Origin of the sequence: Brevundimonas aveniformis DSM 17977, assembly GCF_000428765.1 — a bacterium.
GTDB lineage: Bacteria > Pseudomonadota > Alphaproteobacteria > Caulobacterales > Caulobacteraceae > Brevundimonas > Brevundimonas aveniformis.
Genome location: NZ_KE386797.1, coordinates 132,944 through 150,408 on the forward strand (window position 1 = coordinate 132,944; position 17,465 = coordinate 150,408).

Annotated in this window: 17 protein-coding genes; 13 read left to right on the forward strand and 4 right to left on the reverse strand. The window is 66.5% G+C overall.

All coding sequences use genetic code 11. The annotated features are described in order from the left end of the window. The first annotated feature begins 42 nt into the window (after positions 1-42). The 6 genes from G391_RS0112790 (at position 43) to G391_RS0112815 (ending at position 7,296) form a co-directional block, all read left to right on the forward strand. Complete coding sequence (locus G391_RS0112790; protein WP_029087865.1) at positions 43-1,038, forward strand: aromatic ring-hydroxylating oxygenase subunit alpha; 996 nt, start codon at positions 43-45, stop codon at positions 1,036-1,038. After that, on the forward strand, positions 1,035-2,324 hold the full coding sequence (locus tag G391_RS14890) for an amino acid permease (protein WP_051257386.1): 1,290 nt from the start codon (positions 1,035-1,037) through the stop codon (positions 2,322-2,324). The genes G391_RS0112790 and G391_RS14890 overlap by 4 nt, the downstream gene beginning before the upstream one ends. After that, positions 2,321-2,710 carry a DUF805 domain-containing protein gene (locus G391_RS0112800; protein ID WP_029087866.1) on the forward strand — a complete coding sequence of 130 codons (390 nt, stop codon included), beginning with the start codon at positions 2,321-2,323 and terminating at the stop codon, positions 2,708-2,710. Before G391_RS14890 ends, G391_RS0112800 begins: the two co-directional genes overlap by 4 nt. Before the next feature lie 93 nt (positions 2,711-2,803). Continuing rightward, on the forward strand, positions 2,804-3,964 hold the full coding sequence (gene carA / locus G391_RS0112805) for a glutamine-hydrolyzing carbamoyl-phosphate synthase small subunit (protein WP_029087867.1): 1,161 nt from the start codon (positions 2,804-2,806) through the stop codon (positions 3,962-3,964). 288 nt (positions 3,965-4,252) lie between these two features. Next, positions 4,253-6,373, forward strand: coding sequence for a flagellar hook-associated protein FlgK (gene flgK, locus G391_RS0112810; RefSeq protein WP_029087868.1), 2,121 nt, complete (start codon positions 4,253-4,255; stop codon positions 6,371-6,373). Next, positions 6,370-7,296 (forward strand): flagellin, encoded by a 927-nt coding sequence (locus G391_RS0112815; RefSeq protein WP_029087869.1) that lies wholly within the window; start codon positions 6,370-6,372, stop codon positions 7,294-7,296. Before flgK ends, G391_RS0112815 begins: the two co-directional genes overlap by 4 nt. A gap of 41 nt (positions 7,297-7,337) precedes the next feature. Here G391_RS0112815 and G391_RS0112820 read toward each other — a convergent pair whose 3' ends face one another. Together G391_RS0112820 and G391_RS0112825 are read right to left on the reverse strand one after the other, a co-directional pair. Continuing rightward, positions 7,338-7,637 (reverse strand): cell division protein ZapA, encoded by a 300-nt coding sequence (locus G391_RS0112820; protein WP_029087870.1) that lies wholly within the window; start codon positions 7,635-7,637, stop codon positions 7,338-7,340. 2 nt (positions 7,638-7,639) lie between these two features. Continuing rightward, on the reverse strand, positions 7,640-7,867 hold the full coding sequence (locus G391_RS0112825; protein WP_029087871.1) for a hypothetical protein: 228 nt from the start codon (positions 7,865-7,867) through the stop codon (positions 7,640-7,642). Positions 7,868-7,974: 107 nt separating this feature from the next. Here G391_RS0112825 and tkt point away from each other — a divergent pair, with 107 nt between their 5' ends. From tkt to purT, 3 genes are all read left to right on the forward strand, one after another. Beyond that, positions 7,975-9,969 (forward strand): transketolase, encoded by a 1,995-nt coding sequence (gene tkt, locus G391_RS0112830; RefSeq protein ID WP_029087872.1) that lies wholly within the window; start codon positions 7,975-7,977, stop codon positions 9,967-9,969. Between the two features lie 146 nt (positions 9,970-10,115). After that, entirely contained in the window at positions 10,116-10,994 is an 879-nt protein-coding gene (locus G391_RS14895; protein ID WP_051257387.1) for an alpha/beta hydrolase, read from the forward strand. Beyond that, a complete protein-coding gene (gene purT / locus G391_RS0112840) occupies positions 10,991-12,193 on the forward strand; it encodes a formate-dependent phosphoribosylglycinamide formyltransferase (protein WP_029087873.1) in 1,203 nt (400 codons plus the stop codon). The genes G391_RS14895 and purT overlap by 4 nt, the downstream gene beginning before the upstream one ends. Before the next feature lie 43 nt (positions 12,194-12,236). Here the strand turns inward: purT and G391_RS0112845 are convergent, their stop codons facing one another. Continuing rightward, the gene (locus tag G391_RS0112845) at positions 12,237-12,995 is read right to left on the reverse strand and encodes an EF-hand domain-containing protein (RefSeq protein WP_029087874.1); all 759 of its coding nucleotides are present in this window, start codon (positions 12,993-12,995) and stop codon (positions 12,237-12,239) included. Between the two features lie 122 nt (positions 12,996-13,117). Here G391_RS0112845 and G391_RS0112850 point away from each other — a divergent pair, with 122 nt between their 5' ends. From G391_RS0112850 to G391_RS0112865, 4 genes are all read left to right on the forward strand, one after another. Continuing rightward, the gene (locus tag G391_RS0112850) at positions 13,118-13,831 is read left to right on the forward strand and encodes a response regulator (protein WP_051257388.1); all 714 of its coding nucleotides are present in this window, start codon (positions 13,118-13,120) and stop codon (positions 13,829-13,831) included. Next, positions 13,828-15,360 carry an ATP-binding protein gene (locus G391_RS0112855; RefSeq protein ID WP_029087876.1) on the forward strand — a complete coding sequence of 511 codons (1,533 nt, stop codon included), beginning with the start codon at positions 13,828-13,830 and terminating at the stop codon, positions 15,358-15,360. The genes G391_RS0112850 and G391_RS0112855 overlap by 4 nt, the downstream gene beginning before the upstream one ends. 171 nt (positions 15,361-15,531) lie before the next feature. After that, a complete protein-coding gene (gap, locus tag G391_RS0112860) occupies positions 15,532-16,539 on the forward strand; it encodes a type I glyceraldehyde-3-phosphate dehydrogenase (protein WP_029087877.1) in 1,008 nt (335 codons plus the stop codon). After that, positions 16,539-16,967: a hypothetical protein gene (locus G391_RS0112865; protein WP_029087878.1), complete on the forward strand. Its 429-nt coding sequence runs from the start codon at positions 16,539-16,541 to the stop codon at positions 16,965-16,967. The genes gap and G391_RS0112865 overlap by 1 nt, the downstream gene beginning before the upstream one ends. 65 nt (positions 16,968-17,032) lie before the next feature. Here the strand turns inward: G391_RS0112865 and G391_RS15505 are convergent, their stop codons facing one another. Further along, on the reverse strand, positions 17,033-17,395 hold the full coding sequence (locus G391_RS15505; protein ID WP_035304549.1) for an endonuclease domain-containing protein: 363 nt from the start codon (positions 17,393-17,395) through the stop codon (positions 17,033-17,035). Positions 17,396-17,465: the final 70 nt, after the last annotated feature.

Below are 17,465 nucleotides of genomic sequence, written 5' to 3' on the forward strand. Positions count from 1 at the left end.
GTCCGCATTGACGCCGCCCGCCACTACGGCCAAGCATCGGCCATGCAGCGCACCCTGCCCGCCCGCCTCTACAGCAACCCGGACGCCTACGCCCGCGAGCGTCAGGCCGTGTTCGGCAACGCCTGGCTGTTCCTGGGCCATGAGGCCGAGGCCCTCGCCCCCGGCGACTGGATCGCCACGGACATCGCCGGTCATCGCCTGTTCGCCGTGCGGGGCAAGGACGGGCTATTGCGGGCCTTTCACAACGTCTGTCGTCACCGCGCCGGACCGCTGGTCCAGGGTGAGCGCGGGTCGTGCCCCGGCGAGCTGACCTGCGCCTATCACGGCTGGCGCTACACCCTCGACGGTCGGCTGCGCTCGGCGGTCGGCTTTGGTCCGGCCGAGGGATTTGATCCGCGCGAGTTTGGCCTGTTCAGCCTCAAGCTGACGGTGTGGCGCGGCCTGGTCTTCGTCTCTATGGCCGATACCCCGCAAGCCTTCGACACCTTCATCGCCCCGCTGGCACGCCTGATCGACGAACGCGGTCTTTGCATCCCAGGCCCCGCCTTGCGCCGCAGCCACCAGATCGCCTGCGACTGGAAGGTCTATGTCGAGAATTATCTGGAGAGTTACCACATCGCCTCGGTCCATCCTGCCCTGACCCAGGAGCTGGGAGCCGACTATCGCGTGACGGTCGAGGGAGATCTGGTCATTCAGGAGAGCCTGGCCCAGGGCGACGGCCCGCAAGCCGGCCTATGGGGCTGGCTGTGGCCCAATCTGGCGGTGAACATCTATCGCGACGGGGCCATGATCGAGCGCATGGTCCCAGAAGGCCCGGGCCGGACCCGGCTGGACTATCTGTTCCTGCGCGACGACGGGCCTGAGGCGTTGAAAGACGCTCTGGAGGCCTCAGATCGGATCACGGCTGAGGACGCCGATATCTGCATGGCCGTTCAGGCCAATCTGAGCGCGGGGGCCTATGACACCGGCATCCTCAGCCCCACCCACGAGGCGGGCGTGACCTGGTTCCAGTCACGCATCGCGGAGGTTCATCCATGACCGCCAATGAAAAGAAGATCGGCTGGGGACTCGCGGCACTCCTGGTGACGGGCAACATGATTGGGTCGGGAGTCTATCTCCTGCCGGCAACCCTGGCACCGATCGGCTCATCGACCCTGATCGGCTGGATCGTGGCCACCATCGGGGCGCTGTTGCTGGCCGGCGTGTTTGCCGGGCTGGGGCGGCTGCGCCCCCGTGACGACGGGCCCACAGAATACACGGGTCAGAGCCTGGGGCGCTTCTTCGGCTACCAGACCTCGCTGGCCTACTGGGCCGGGAACTGGGTCGGCAATGTCGCCATCGCACTGGCCGCAACCGGCTATCTGGCGCACTTCTTTCCGGTTCTGAAGGACCAGTGGCCCGGTGCCCTTTGCACCATCGGCCTGATCTGGCTGACGACGTTCATCTACATGGCCGGGCCGCGCGCGGTGGCCCGGTTCGGGGGTTTGACCCTGTTGATCGGCCTGATCCCGTTGGCCATCGCCATCATCGCCGGAGCCATGGCCTTCGACGCCGAGGTCTTCACCGCATCCTGGAGCCCTGACGGCGCGCCGCTTAGCCAGAGCGTCCCCGCCTCGATGGCGCTGATCTTCTGGGCCTTTCTCGGGTTCGAGTCGGCCGGGGTGATCGCGCTTCGACTGCGCAATCCCGAGCGCGATGTCGGGCGGGCGACCTATGCCGGGGTAGCCTTGTCGGCGGTCGTCTACATCGCCGTCACAGCGGCGGTCTTCGGCGTCATTCCGGCCAGCGCCCTGGCCGAATCGACCAGCCCGTTCGCCGATCTGGCCGTGCGCGTGATCGGAGCGAGCGCCGCCGGCCTGGTGGCCGTCTGCGCCGTGGCCAAGACACTGGGCACCCTCGGAGGCTGGATGATGCTGACCGGTGAAACGGCCCGCGCCGGGGCCAGTCAGGGCTTCCTGCCGCGCGTGTTCGGTCGGGGTGCCATCACGCCGCCGGCCAATCCGCTGGTCCATGCCGGCTTGATGACTGTCATCGCCTTGCTCAGTGCCCAGCCCCGCCTGGCCGATCAGTTCGGCCTGTTGATCGGAGCCACGACAGTTCTGTTTCTGGTGGTCTATTCCCTCTGCGCGGTCGCCCTGATGCGGTTCAGCCGCCGTCCCTGGGACTGGATCTCGGCCCTCGGTGGCCTGGCGTTCAGCATCTGGGCGGTGGCGATGTCGGGCTGGACCCTTTTGGGCATCGCCATCGGCTTTTTCGTCCTGACGACCCTGATCTGGTTTGCCTTCGGTATCGGTCGATCGCGCCCTGTGGAGGCCTCTGCATGAACGACATCCTCAACGTCTATCGGCGCTACGTTGAGTTCCAGGGGCGCGCGGGTCGCCGCGAGTACTGGATCTTCTTCGTCTTCTATCTGGTCACCGCCGGCGTGCTGTCGATCCTCGACAACATGTTCTTCGGTGGGCCGGGTGGCGTTGCCGGGGGACCGGGCTGGTCGGTGACCGACGGATTTCAGCCCCTGACCAGCATCTTCGCCCTGATCTCGCTGGTCCCGATGGTCGCCGTGACCATCCGACGCCTGCATGACACCGGCAAGTCCGGCTGGTGGGCGACGGTCGGCCTGATCCCCCTGATCGGCTGGGTTTGGGCCCTGTTCCTGTGCGCCGCCAAGGGCGAGGAAGGCGCGAACGCCTACGGCGAAGCAGTCTGGTGACCGGTCGGGTGCCGCAGCTCCGTTGACCCCCGCCGCCTCTCCCGTTAGTGACGCCGCCGTTTGTCCGCCGGGATTCGGTGTAAGGAGAGCCCCATGACCGAATTGATCAAAGGCGTGACCGGGGTTCTGGTTCTGGCGGACGGGACGGTGCTGCAGGGCCTCGGCTGCGGGGCCGAGGGCGCGGCCCTGGGCGAGGTCGTCTTCAACACCGCCATGACCGGCTATCAGGAGATCCTGACCGACCCGTCCTATATGCAGCAAATTCTGGCCTTTACCTTTCCGCACGTCGGCAATGTCGGCGTGAATGACGAGGACGTCGAACAGGTGGCCGATACCGGCTCGACGACGGCTGCGGTCGGCGCGGTGTTCCGTGATGTCCCAACCGCCCCGGCCAACTGGCGCAGTGATGGCGATCTGGACGGCTGGATGAAGCGGCGCAACGTCGTCGGCCTGGCCGGGATCGACACCCGCGCCCTGACCGCCCGCATCCGCGATGGCGGCGCACCCCACGGCGTCATCGCTCACAACCCGGCGGGCGTGTTCGACATTCCGGCACTGGTCCAGCAGGCGAAGGCCTGGACCGGCCTGGTCGGCCTGGACCTGGCCAAGCCCGCCTCGACGCTCCAGGCCTTCGACTGGGATCAGGGGCTTTGGGATTGGCCGGAGGGCTATCCGCGCGTGGATGCCACGGACAAGTCCGTCGTGGTCATCGACTATGGGGTCAAGCGCAACATCCTGCGCGCCCTGGCCTCGACCGGCGCGAAGATCACTGTGGTGCCGGCGGACACGGCGGCGGAAGACATCCTGGCCCGCAACCCGGACGGCGTGGTCCTGTCCAACGGCCCGGGCGACCCGGCGGCGACCGGCGACTATGCCGTGCCCGAGATCATCAAGCTGGTCGACAGCGGCAAGCCGATCTTCGGCATCTGTCTGGGTCACCAGATGCTGGCGATCGCGCTGGGCGCGCGCACCATCAAGATGGATCAGGGCCACCACGGGGCCAATCATCCGGTCAAGGATCTGACCACCGGCAAGGTCGAGATCGTGTCGATGAACCACGGCTTCACCGTCGATCGCGACAGCCTGCCCGACACGGTGCAAGAAACCCACGTCAGCCTGTTCGACGGCACCAACTGCGGCATCGCCCTGAAGGACCGCCCCGTATTCAGCGTTCAACACCACCCGGAGGCCTCGCCGGGGCCGACGGACAGCCTCTATCTATTTGATCGCTTTGCGAAAATGATGAAAGCCTAGGTCTATTCGCTGCCAGTTTTGCACTGTGAAAACACAGTGCAAATCGTGCAAATCGTGCAAAATCCGGGCGCGGATCGGGACGGTCATTCCGACAGTATCAGGCCGTGAACGACAGCGGGGATGACCTCCTAGGCGGTCTTGGCCCCCTTCTTGCGGTTAACCTTGTCGGGCCCGGTGTCGAGCCTGAAGAAGTGTTACGCCTTTCAAAGACTTGGCGTGTAAATCCGCAGTCAGAACCCGGCAGAATTCGCCGGGTCGGCGCAAAGCCTGCCGGTACGCGTTCACGCCATGAGCCTGAACCTGATCATGAACACCGCGACGTCGGGCCTGATGACGGCCCAGACGCAGTTGCGCGTGGTTTCGGACAATGTCTCGAACGTCAACACGCCGGGCTATGTCCGCAAGATCGCCGATCAGGTCGCCTATGCCTCCAATGGAATCGGGGCCGGCGTTGAGGTTGCGCGTATCCGTCTGGCCACCGACCGTTTCCTTCAGGCCGCCAGCCTGAACGCCGAGGCCGACGCCGGGCGGTACGGGGTCCGCGCCGAACTCTATGACCGCATCCAGTCCCTGATGGGAGATCCCGGTGGCTCGGGCGGCATTCTGGGTCAGGTCAATTCGCTCTTTTCTGCTTTTTCCACTCTGTCCGACAACGCCATCTCGGGGCCCTATCGCCAGCAGGCGCTGAGCCAGACCCAGGTGCTGTTCGACGAGGCGACACGCATCGCCGGCCAGATTCAGGCGGTCCGCGAAGATGCCGACGCCCGCATTTCCGCCGGGGTCGCTCGGGCCAATGAGCTGCTCAGCCAGATCGAGGCGATGAACGTCGAAATCTCGCGCGCCTCGGTGGCCGGCGGCGATACGACCGGGGCCGAGGCCGCCCAGGCCAGTCTGATCGACCAACTGTCCGGCATCATGGATATCCGCGTATCGGTGCGTCCGGTCGGCGGGGTCCAGATCCGCACCGGCACCGGCATGCTGCTGGCCGGCGACGGCCATGCAACGCTGGAGTATCAGCGCGCCGGAGCCGTCAATGCCGAGACAGCCTTTGACGACATCTGGCTGACCGAGCCACGCGGGGCCAAACGTTCGCTGCTGGATCATCTGGGCTCAGGAGAGTTGCGCGGCCTCGTCGAGCTGCGTGATCAGGAAGCTCCCGCCGCCTCTCAACGCCTTTCGGAACTGGTCACTCGCATCGCCGACGAGTTGAACCGCGCGCACAACGCCTCGACCTCGGTTCCCGCCCCGACCAGTCTGACGGGTCGCAATGTCGGCACCAGCTTCGAAGCTGCGATTGCCGGCTTCTCGGGCACCACCAACGTTGCCGTGACCAATGGTTCGGGCGCGATCGTCGCCCGGGCCGAAGTCGTCTTCTCCGGTGGCACCATGACGGTCAACGGAACGGCGGCGACGCCGGCCAATTTTCTCAGCGTGCTCAATGCCGAACTGGGCGGCGCGGCCACCGCGACCTTCAACAATGGTGTCCTGTCGTTCCAGGCGACCAACACGGCCAACGGCGTCGTCATCGCAGACGACCCTGCCAGTCCGTCCAGCAAGACCGACCGCGGGTTCTCACACTTCTTCGGGCTGAACGACCTGATCCGGTCGGATCGCCCGGCCCTGTATGACACGGGCCTGACAGCGGCATCGCCCCACGGCTTCACCGCGGGTGAAACCATCAGCTTCCGCTTTGCCGGCGCTTCGGGTGCCCGTCTGCGTGACATTACGGTGCAGATCCCGCCGGGTGCCACCATGGCCGATCTGGTCAGCGCCCTGAACGATCCCATGACAGGCGTAGGCCGCATGGGGACCTTTGCCCTGGATGCCCAGGGCCGCATGGGCTTCACACCCCTGCCCGGCTCAAGCGTCAGCTATTCGGTGGTCGGCGACACCACCACCCAGACCACGTCCAGTGTCTCGCTGAGCGAACTGTTCGGCCTGGGTCGCGGCGTGCGATCCTCGCGGCTGGATGGTTTTTCGGTACGCAGCGATATTCTGGCGCAACCCAGCCGCCTTGCCCTGGCCAGGCTTGATCTGAACGCCGCCCCCGGCACACCGGCCCTGTCGGCCGGCGACGGTCGTGGTGCGCTGACCCTGGCGGACGCCGGAGAGCGCACAGCCACCTTCGATGCCGCGGGCAGCGTTGGGGCCTCGTCCATGTCGATCACCCGCTATGTATCGGAATTGGCGGGTGACATTGGTGGGCGCGCTGCCGCCAATCAATCGCGTGCCGACGCGGCAACCGCCGTTCGCACCGAGGCCCGCCAGCGTCAGGCGTCCCACGAGGGCGTCAATCTGGATGAGGAACTGGTCAATCTGACCACCTACCAGCAGGCCTTCAACGCCTCCGCCCGGATGATCCAGGCGGCCAAGGATCTGTACGACGTCCTTCTTGGGATGGTTCAATGACCCGCGTAGCGACCAACTCGAACTTCCAGTCGGCCCTGCTTGACCTCCAGCGCGCCCAGTCGCGTCAGCAGGACGCCCAGAACCGGATCGCCACCGGCAAGGTGGCGACCGACCTCAGCGGCTTCGGGCGCGGCGCAGAAACCCTGACGGCGCTGAAGGCCGCCGATGCACGGCTCTCCGGCTTCATCGCCACAGGCGAAGCGGTGAAGGCGCGGCTTGACACCCAGGCCCTCGCCTTCGATCGGCTCATCGAGTCCACCGACATCGCCCGCGAGGCCGTGGCCAATGCCCTGGCAGCCGGCCGTTTTGACGGCCTGATGCTCGAGTTGGAAGGGGCTTTCCAGTCCGCCCAGGGGGCCCTGAATCTGAAACACCAGGGGGCCTATTTGTTCGCGGGCGCGCGCACGACCGACATGCCGGTCGAGGCGTCCACCCTGACGGACCTGGCCGCAGAACCCACGCTGGATGACGTCTTTTCCAACGATCAGCTCGTCTCATCCTCGCGGCTGGACGACACCATGGTGGTGTCCACCGGCTTCCTCGCCAACGAAATCGGGGGGCCGCTGATGGAGGTCCTGCGCGCGGTTCAGGCCTATCACACCGGTCCGAATGGCCCGATCACGGGCAGGCTGGACGACGCCGGAAAGGCGTTCCTGCAACAGCAGCTGGCCGCCTTTGACAGCGCACGCGAGGGCACCGTCCTTGCCAGTGCCCGCAACGGAGCCCTGCAAAACCGGGTGGAGGCGCTCCTGACGGCCCAGGAAGCCCAGCAACTCCAGCTCGGGGATCTTATCGGGAACCGCACCGATGCCGACATGTCCCAGGCGGTGACCGACCTGAACCTGTCCCAGATTGCCATCCAGGCCAGTGCCCAGGTCATCAACCAGCTTCGTGACGTCAGCTTGTTGAACCTGTTGCGGTAGACGCAATCAACAGGCTGCCTGGTTTCCCAGCCCAAGCCAAATTAAAGCCCCGCAGCCAGCTTTTCGATCCGCTCAGCCGCCATATTCAGGGCCTCTACGACTGCGGCATCGTCCGCCGTCGGCTGAAGCTGAACATTGGACTTGAGGTCCGCGTTCTCGTCCGCCAGCAAAAGGCCGGCCATCAGGAACAGCCGCAGATCCCCAACCTGGCCGACATCCCCCGCGACCTGGCGGACGTGCTGGTCAAACTGGGCGGCGAGGGCCATGACGCGCCTTTCCTGGCCTTCGGCACAGCCCACCTGATGGGGACGACCATTGATCTCGACGGTGACCGTGGCCATGCCTAGTTCTCCTCGCCGATAGCGTCGCGCAGCGCGCTGGCGGCCTGATCCAGAGCATCCGAGGCCTGTTGAGCCGCCGCCCGCAACGCCTCGTCCATGGCCGGTGTCGGCCCTGCGAACAGGTCGTCATCACCGACGGCCGCGCGTGCCTTGACGTCACGCGTTCGGGCCTCCAGCGTCGCCAGAGCCCGGCTCAGCCGGTCGGTCGCTGTGGTCAAATTGTCGGACATGGGGTGCTCCGTCCGCCTTTTGTCTCGAATCCATATAGAACCTACGCGCCCTTCGGGGTAAAGCGCCCGCGCCCTTGAAATCTATCTGACCCCGGAGCGACTGCCTCATGGCCGACGCCAGCCCGACCGTATCCAAGCCATCTCCGGTCCGAATGGCCGACGCCATCCGCGTGCTCGCCATGGACGGGGTCGAGAAGGCCAAGTCGGGCCATCCCGGAATGCCCATGGGCATGGCGGATGTTGCCACGGTCCTGTTTTCCCGGTTCCTCAAGTTCGAAGCCGGGCGCCCTGACTGGGCCGACCGGGATCGCTTCATCCTGTCGGCAGGCCACGGCTCGATGCTGATCTACGCCCTGCTGCACCTGACCGGGTACAAGGCCGCGACCCGGGACGAACTGGCCAACTTCCGCCAGTGGGGATCACGAACCGCCGGCCATCCCGAGTTTGGCCATATGTCGGGGGTCGAAGTCACGACGGGCCCGCTGGGGCAGGGCCTGGCCACCTCCGTCGGCTTCGCCATGGCTGAGCGCCACCTTGCCGCCAAATATGGCGACGGCCTCGTTGACCATCGCACCTGGGTCGTGGCCGGCGACGGCTGTTTGATGGAAGGCGTCTCGCAGGAAGCCATCGCCCTGGCCGGTCGCCTGAAGCTGTCAAAGCTGACCGTGCTGTGGGACGACAACGAGATCACCATCGACGGCAAGGTATCGCTGTCCGACACCACCAATCAGGCGGCGCGTTTCAAAGCCGCCGGCTGGGCTGTGAAGGCCATCGACGGCCATGATCACAAGGCCATCGCCGCCGCCCTGCGCTGGGCAACCCGCCAGGACAAGCCGACTCTGATCGCCTGCAAGACCCGGATCGGCAAGGGTGCCGCCACCATGGAGGGTAGCCACAAGACCCACGGTGCGGCCCTGGGTGCCGCCGAGATCGCGGCCACCCGTCAGGCCCTGGGCTGGACGCATGAGCCGTTCGACCTGCCTGAAGACATCGCAAGGGCCTGGAAGTCCGTCGGTCGCCGGGGCACCAAGCATCGCAAGGCCTGGGAAGCCCGTCTTGCGGCCTCCGGCCAGGCCACCGAGTTCACCCGCGCGATGAAGGGTGACCTGCCCGCCGACGCCTTCGACAAACTCGAAGCCGCCATGGCCGAATTGGTCACGACCCAACCCGCCCAGGCCACGCGCCAGTCATCCGGCGCGGCTCTGGATCAGTTGTTTGCCGCCATCCCCGAAATGATCGGCGGCTCAGCCGATCTGACCGGCTCGAACAACACCTACGTCAAGGGCACGCCGATCTTCGACGCGCCCGACTACGCGGGTCGCTACGTCAACTACGGCATCCGTGAGTTCGGCATGGCGGCGGCGATGAATGGTCTGGCCCTGCACGGCGGGGTCATCCCCTATGGCGGCACCTTCATGGTCTTCTCGGACTACAGCCGTCCGGCCATCCGCCTGGGTGCCCTGATGGGCGTGCGCGCCATCCACGTCCTGACCCACGACTCGATCGGTCTGGGCGAAGACGGCCCAACGCACCAGCCGGTCGAACACCTGGCGGCCCTGCGCGCCATTCCGAACCTCAACGTCTTCCGCCCGGCCGATACCATCGAGGCGATGGAATGCTGGCAGATCGCCCTGCAATCGAAGGCCACGCCCTCGGCCATGGCCCTCTCGCGCCAGAAGACCCCAGCCGTTCGCACCGCAGCCGCACGGGAGAACCTCTCTTCCAGAGGGGCCTATGAAATCAAGGCCGCCTCGGGCGAAGCCCGCGTCACCCTGTTCGGCACCGGCACGGAGCTGGCGCTGGCGCTCAAGGCCGCCGAAACGCTCGAATCCGAAGGTGTCCCGACTCGCGTCGTCTCGGTCCCGTGTTTCGAGCTTTTCGAACAGCAGGACGCCCAATACCAGGCCTCGGTTCTCGGGCGTGGCACCGTCCGCGTCGCTGTCGAGGCCGCCATCCGCCAGGGCTGGGACCGCTTCATCGGTGAGGACGGCGGCTTCGTCGGCATGACCGGCTTCGGGGCGTCGGCTCCGGCTGAGGTGCTGTACGAGAAGTTCGGCGTCACGGCTGAGGCGGTTGTCGCTGCGGCGAAGGCGCGACTCTGATTGATCCTCCACCGCGACAGCGGGGGAGGGGGACCATCCGAAGGATGGTGGAGCGGGCGACGGCCGACAGGGTGCACGGGGCTTGCCCCCTCCACCGCTTCGCGGTCCCCTCCCCCCGTCGCTTCGCGACATGGGAGGATAGGAAGATGAAACTCGGCACGCTCCACTCTGACACGGCGATCCGCCGTCTGCTTCTGGCCGTCGCCGCTGTCATGGCCCTGGCGTCTCCGACCCAAGCCCAGACGATAGCCGACGCCCCGCCTCAGGCCACAGCCGCTATCGGCGAGAACTTCACCCTCGCCAGCCCCCTCATGGGTATGGACCGCGAACTCAACGTCCTGCTGCCTCAAGGCTACGCCGATCAGCCCGATCGGGTCTGGCCGGTCGTCTATCTGCTGGATGGCGGGCAGACCCAGGACTTCCCCGCCTACGCCAACACGGCAGCCGGCCTCATGGCGAATGGCGAGATGGCCGACGTCATCTTCGTCGGCGTCGCCTCCATGGACCGCCAGAATGAGCTGACCTGGCGCTCCACCGACCGGCGGATCCTTCGCCAATGGCCCAACCACGGCCAATCCGACCGCTTCCGCCGTTTCCTTGAACTTGAGGTGAAGCCGTGGGTCGAGGCCCACTACCGAACCAGCGGCGACGATGCCGTAATGGGCGAATCCGCGGCCGCCCTCTTCATCGTCGAAACCTTCCTCAACACGCCGGACCTGTTCGACCGGTATCTCGCGGTCAGCCCGTCAATGTGGTGGGACCACGCTTCGCTCGGTGCAGACGCCGCCGCCCTTCTGGCTGAGCACCCGACTGGCGACCGACAGCTCCTTTTGACCATCGGCGACGAGGGCGGAGAGATGCAGGCGGGTCTTGACGCCCTCATCGAAGCGTTGACCGAAGCGCCGCCCGAGGGTCTGCTCTGGACCTACGAGCCGCGCCACGACCTGACCCATTCCACCATCTTTGCCCAGATGGGCCCGGCCTTCCTGCGCCAGGCCTACCCACCGACGGAACCTGCCCAGTGACCTCCCCCCGCCTCGGCACCCCGCTCTCCGACACGGCCGTTCGAGTCATGCTCCTGGGCGCCGGCGAACTCGGCAAGGAAGTGGCCATCGAGCTGCAACGCCTCGGGGCCGAGGTCATTGCGGTGGACCGCTATCCCAACGCTCCGGCCATGCAGGTCGCGCACCGCAGCCACGTCGTCCCCATGACCGACGCCCAGGTGCTGAACGGCGTCATCCTGGCCGAGGCCCCGCACATCATCGTGCCCGAGATCGAAGCCATCGCGACCGAAGTCCTGGTGGCGATCGAACAGGCCGGGCTGGCCCGCGTCATCCCGACCGCCCGCGCCGTGCAGCTGACCATGAACCGTGAGGGCATCCGCCGCCTGGCCGCAGAAGAGTTGGGCCTGCCGACCAGCCCCTACGCCTTCGCCGGCTCGGAACAAGAACTGGCCGAGGGCGCAGCTTCGGTCGGCTTCCCCTGTTTCGTCAAGCCGGTGATGTCCTCGTCGGGCAAAGGCCAATCCTTTGTCGAGACGCCCGACCAGATCGCCGACGCCTGGGCCTACGCCCAGTCCGGCGGCCGGGTCGAGACGGCGCGCGTCATCGTCGAGGGCCGGATCGACTTCGACTATGAGATCACCCTCCTGACCGTGCGCTCGCTCAGGAACGGCGAGGTCGTCACCGACTTCTGCGACCCCATCGGCCATCGCCAGGACAAGGGCGACTACGTCGAGAGCTGGCAACCCCAGCCCATGACCGACGCCGCCCTGACAGAAGCACAGCGCATCGCCCGCGCCGTCACCGATGATCTCGCGGGCTTGGGCGTCTTCGGTGTTGAGCTATTCGTGAAAAGCGATCAGGTCTGGTTCTCGGAGGTCAGCCCGCGCCCGCACGACACCGGCCTGGTCACTCTCGCCACACAGGTCCAGTCCGAGTTTGCGCTCCACGCCCGCGCCATTCTCGGCCTGCCGGTCGATGTGACCCGCCGCGCCGTCGGGGCCAGCGCCGTCATCTACGGCGGCATCGAGGCGCACGGGGTGGCCTATGAGGGCGTGGCCGACGCCCTATCGGTCGCGACCGCCGACCTGCGCCTCTTCGGCAAGCCCGAAGCCTTCCGCCATCGCCGGATGGGCGTCGCCACCGCCACCGGCAACGACACCGACCAGGCCCGCGAACGCGCGCGAGAAGCCGCCGGCGAAGTCCGCGTGGTGAGCCGATAGTTCCCTTCCCCCACAGGGGGAGAAGGGCGCTTTGGCGTCGGGGTTAGTGCGCCCGCTCGGCCTCATCGACGAAGCCATCGTGGTTGGCGTCCAGTTGGTTGAAGTGCTCGCGCATGGGCGCGACCATTTCCTCGAAGCTCCAGCGACCATCACCATCGGCGTCGATGCCGCCCTCGGCGCTGTGGCGGAAGACCATGACGTGGCGCTCACCGCCTTCGTCGCCAGGCCCGCCCAGGATGATGCGGCGCTCGCCCCCCTCTGACATCCACTCGCCCGGCCCTTCGTGGACATCCACCGTCTCACCGTCGGGTCCGCGACGACGGATCACGATGCGGCGTTCGCCGCCCTCACCCTGAGCATCAGCCTCGATATTGATCGTTTCACCCGCCATCGACATCGGCGCACCGTCCGGGCCGTGGCGACGCACGACGATACGGCGTGACCCGTCCTCTGAGGTCCATTCACCGTCGCCGTTCAGAACGACCTGTTCGCCGTCATCTCCGGTGAACATAGCCATGGCGGGGCCATGGCCAGGTCCGTGCTCCATACCGCCCATCGCGCCGTGCATCGCCGCCATTTCTTCGCGCGTGACCGTGCCGTTGTGGTCGGCATCCATCCGGTCAAACATCTGGGTGTGGCGAGCCATGAAGGCCTCGCGGCTCAGGCCCTCGTCCCCGATCTGCATCGGACCACCCGGCCCGGCCATGACAACGACCCGCTCTTCCCGGCGGACGTTTTCCTGAGCCTGAGCGGCGGCGGGAACGAGCGCGAGCAGGCTGGCGGCGGCGAACAGAATTTTCATCTCATGTCTCCTCAAGACCCTCGGGCGATCCCGCCCTGTCCCGGCAGTTTCAACAGGCCTGTCTTGCGCGCATATTTCAGCGGTGAAATCTTTTCGCCAAGCCCTCCGGTCAGATTGGTCACATGAAAGCCCCCGCCCCCGCCCAGGCCCGGATCCTGGTTGTCGACGACGACCCCGGCATCCGCGATGTCCTGACCGACTATCTGATCCGCCAGGGTTTTCAGGCCGAAGGTGCCGCTGATGCGCGTGAAATGGACCGGCTGCTGGCCCGATCCTCTGCCGATATTGTGGTGCTCGATCTGATGATGCCGGGAGAAGACGGCCTGTCCGTCTGTCGTCGCCTGGCCGAGGATGGACCGCCGGTCATCATGCTGTCAGCCATGGGCGAAGACACGGATCGGATCGTGGGACTGGAACTGGGGGCCGCAGACTATCTGCCCAAGCCCTGCAATCCGCGAGAGCTTCTGGCCCGTATCCGCGCCGTCCTGCGTCGGGGCGGCGACCGGCCCCAAACAGGTGGCCAGGCCGTCTGGCTAGGGGCCTTCAGACTTGATCTGGTTCGGCGCGAATTAACCGACAACCAGGGCTCCATGACCGCCTTGTCATCGGGTGAATTTCGTCTGTTGCAGGTTTTCGTGGAACGGCCGGGCCGCATCCTGACCCGCGATCAGCTGCTCGACCTCGCCCATGGCCCCACCGCCGAGAGCTTCGATCGGGCCGTTGACGTTCAGATCAGCCGCCTACGGAAAAAGCTCGACGACGGCACGGGCCGCGACGTCATCGAAACCGTGCGCGGCGAAGGCTATCGCCTAGCTGTTCAGGTGCGTCCGGCATGACGTCGCCGCGTCTGTCGCTCCCGATCTTTGTTCAGATCGCAGCCCTGGTCGCCGTGTCGATTGCCCTGGCCATGGCCATCTGTTTCGCGGCCATCCTGCACGCTCCGCCGCCGGCGCAGCCGGGTTTTACCATCGACGAAGCCGTTTCGGCACTCGAAGGTCAAACGGTTCGAACCGCCGAGGGCCGCTCGCTCAAGCGAACCGTCTCCGATACGGCACCCGTCGCCGCCCAGGCCGATCAGGACCCCCTGGCGCGGGTCATATCCCTGGCCCTCCAAAGACGCCTCAATCTCGAAGCCGACGCCGTGCGGGTCCGCGTGCCTGTCGTCGACGGAGCCGAACACCGCCGCATTCACAACGAACTGGGGGGCCGCTGGTCGCCGCAGGACGGAGGCGGAACCCTCTCGCTCGGCCAGCAGCGTCGCACCGAAACCATCATCATCCGGCGGGGACCCGGCGGGCAGCAACCCACAGACGCAGCGCCGCCCACCGTACCGCCGCCCGGATCTCGCGTTCAGGTCCTGACGGAAGACATCCGGGGCACCTCAGAAGGCCACGCCCGCCAGCAGATCACGGTCTTCACCGAAGAGCTTCGCTTTCCGCCCTTCATTGCCAGCGTCCGCCTGGAGGATGGCCGCTGGGCCACGGTCAGCCCGCCGAGCGGTCTATGGTCGCCGTGGCATACACGGATGCTGCTGACCTTCCTGGGAACCTTGGCCCTGCTGTTGCCGCTGGCGTGGTTGATGGCCCGACGGCTGGCTCGGCCGATCCGCCTGTTCGCCCAGGCGGCTGAACGCCTCGGGTCCGATCCCCATGCCCCGCCGCTTGACGTGACCGGGCCGGCTGAGGTCCGCAACGCCGCCCACGCCTTCAACGATATGCAGACCCAGCTCAACCGCTATGTCGAGGGCCGGACCCAGATGGTCGCCGCCATTGCCCACGATCTGCGCACACCGCTGACCCGCCTGCGTTTCCGCGCCGAGCAGGCCGACCCCGAGATCCGCGACCGCATGGCCGAGGACATCGAGCAGATGAACGGCATGATCTCCCAGGCACTATCGTATGTGCGCGGCGAGACGGTGCGCGAAGACCGCGTCCCGCTCGATCTGTCGGCCCTGGCCGCCTCGGTCGTGCATGACCTCAATGAAGTGGGGGCCGACGCCTCCGTCGAGGCCAGCCCCGGCGTTCGGGTCATGGGTGAGAGCCTCAACCTGCGCCGCGCCCTGGCCAATCTGGTCGAAAACGCCGTTAAGTTCGCCGGGTCCGCACAGGTCACGGTGACGACCGAACCGGGCCTTGGCGTCGTTACGGTTTTCGACACCGGCCCCGGTCTATCGCCCGACGAGCTGGAGACGGTCTTCGAGCCCTTCCACCGCGGTGAAAAGAGCCGCAACCGTGACACCGGCGGAACCGGCCTCGGCCTCGCCGTCGCGCGCGGCGCCGCCCGTGCCCATGGCGGCGACGTGGTGCTGTTCAATCGTGACGGGGGTGGGTTGGCGGCGCGGCTGACGCTGCCTCTTTCGCCCTGATCCCTCTCCCGTGGGGAGAAGGCCGCAAGCTCCGCAACATCCCCTCACCCCGTGTGACCGGACCGGGGGTTGACCAAAACGGGTCTGGCCCCGATACCGCGCCATCCCTATTTCTCGGGTCGCGCCGCGCGCTCCCCCGCGCGCTCGACCTACGCATCAGGAGCCTCATCTATGACCACCCGCGTCGCCATCAACGGTTTTGGCCGCATCGGCCGCCTCGTCCTTCGCTCGATCGCCGAACACGGCCGCACCGACATTGAGGTGGTGGCGATCAACGACCTGGGCCCCGTGGCGACCAATGCGCACCTGCTGCGCTACGATTCGGTCCATGGCCGGTTCCCCGGCACGGTCGAAGCGGGCGATGACTGGATCGACGTCGGGACGGGGAAGATCAAGGTGACCGCCGAGCGCGATCCGGCCAACCTGCCGCACAAGGATCTGGGCGTCGACATCGCCTTTGAGTGCACCGGCATCTTCACCGCCCGCGACAAGGCCGAGGCCCACCTGAAGGCCGGCGCCAAGCGCGTGCTGATCTCGGCGCCGGGTGAGAACGCCGACAAGACCATCGTCTTCGGCGTCAATGACGGCGTTCTGACCAGCGAAGACGTCATCGTCTCCAATGCCTCGTGCACGACCAACTGCCTGGCCCCGGTCGCCAAGGTCCTGAACGATCTGGTCGGCATCGAGCGCGGCTACATGACGACGATCCACGCCTACACCGGCGACCAGCCGACGCTGGATACGATGCACAAGGACCTCTACCGCGCCCGCGGCGCCGGCCTTTCCATGATCCCGACCTCGACCGGCGCGGCCAAGGCGGTCGGCCTGGTGCTGCCGGAGCTGAAGGGCAAGCTGGACGGTTCCTCGATCCGCGTCCCGACCCCGAACGTCTCGGTCGTCGACCTCAAGATCGTCGCCGGTCGCGATACCACCGTCGAAGAGGTCAACGCCGCCCTCCAGGCCGCCGCTGACGGCCCGATGAAGGGCGTCCTGGCCACCACCACCGATCCGGTCGTGTCCTCCGACATGAACCACATCGCCGCCTCCTCGACCGTCGCCCTACCCCAGACCCAGGTCATCGACGGCTCGCTGGTCCGCGTCCTCAGCTGGTACGACAACGAGTGGGGCTTCGCGACCCGCATGAGCGACACCGCGCTGGCGATGAGCAAGCTGATCTGATGCTGCCCCGCCTCAGCCCGGTCGGTGAACGTGTCCTTGAGGGCATCATCCTCGCCATGGCCGGGCTGATGGCGAGCGCGGGCGTGACGTTTGGATGCGCAGTCCGAAACATTGTCGCCGAGCCGGCGGTATTCTTCGCGCAACTCGACGTCTTTGGGGCGGACAGGGACGCAGCCGTCCGGAATCTTCCCGAGGTCGTCGGCGGGGAGTCCCACGGCATTTTGATGGGGCAAGACCTCGCGAGCCTGAGCTTCACCATCATACCAGCCGTGTTGATGCTCATCTGGCTCTGGGCTGCCTTCCGCTTCGCCCGAGCTCGGCCCCGCTCCCCGACAACATGGATCATGGTTCTCCTGATGGTGTCGGCCTTCGTTACGTTCTCAGTGGCGAACTGGCAAATGGCCTATCCCGTGTGCAATCCGGTCTAGTCTTCCTTCTCCCCTTGCGGGAGAAGGTGGGCCGCGAAGCGGGTCGGATGAGGGGTCGCGCCGCCCTATCCGCCGTTCGGACCCACCGCCTCCACAATCGCCCCGACGACCTCCCAGTCCCGCAGTTCGATCTGCTGGTTTTCGAACCTCAAGACGCGAAACCCCTGCGACTTGAGCCAACCGTCCCTAACGGCGTCCCGCTCCGCGTCATGAAACGGCCCGTCCGCTTCGACGATCAGGCGATGTCGCATGCAGACGAAATCCGCGACATAAGCCCCAATGACAACCTGCCGGCGGAACTTCAGGCCCTCCAGCCGCCGATCTCGCAGGATCGCCCCGAGCTTCCGCTCCGTCGTTGTCGACTGACGACGCATGCGCTTTGCCAGCTTTTGCAAGCGATCTTCGGACACGTCGGCGCGACCCCTCATCCGTCAGGCTTCGGCTGCCACCTGCTCCCGCAGCGGGAGAAGGATCAACCGCGGCTTGGCGAACGTCGCT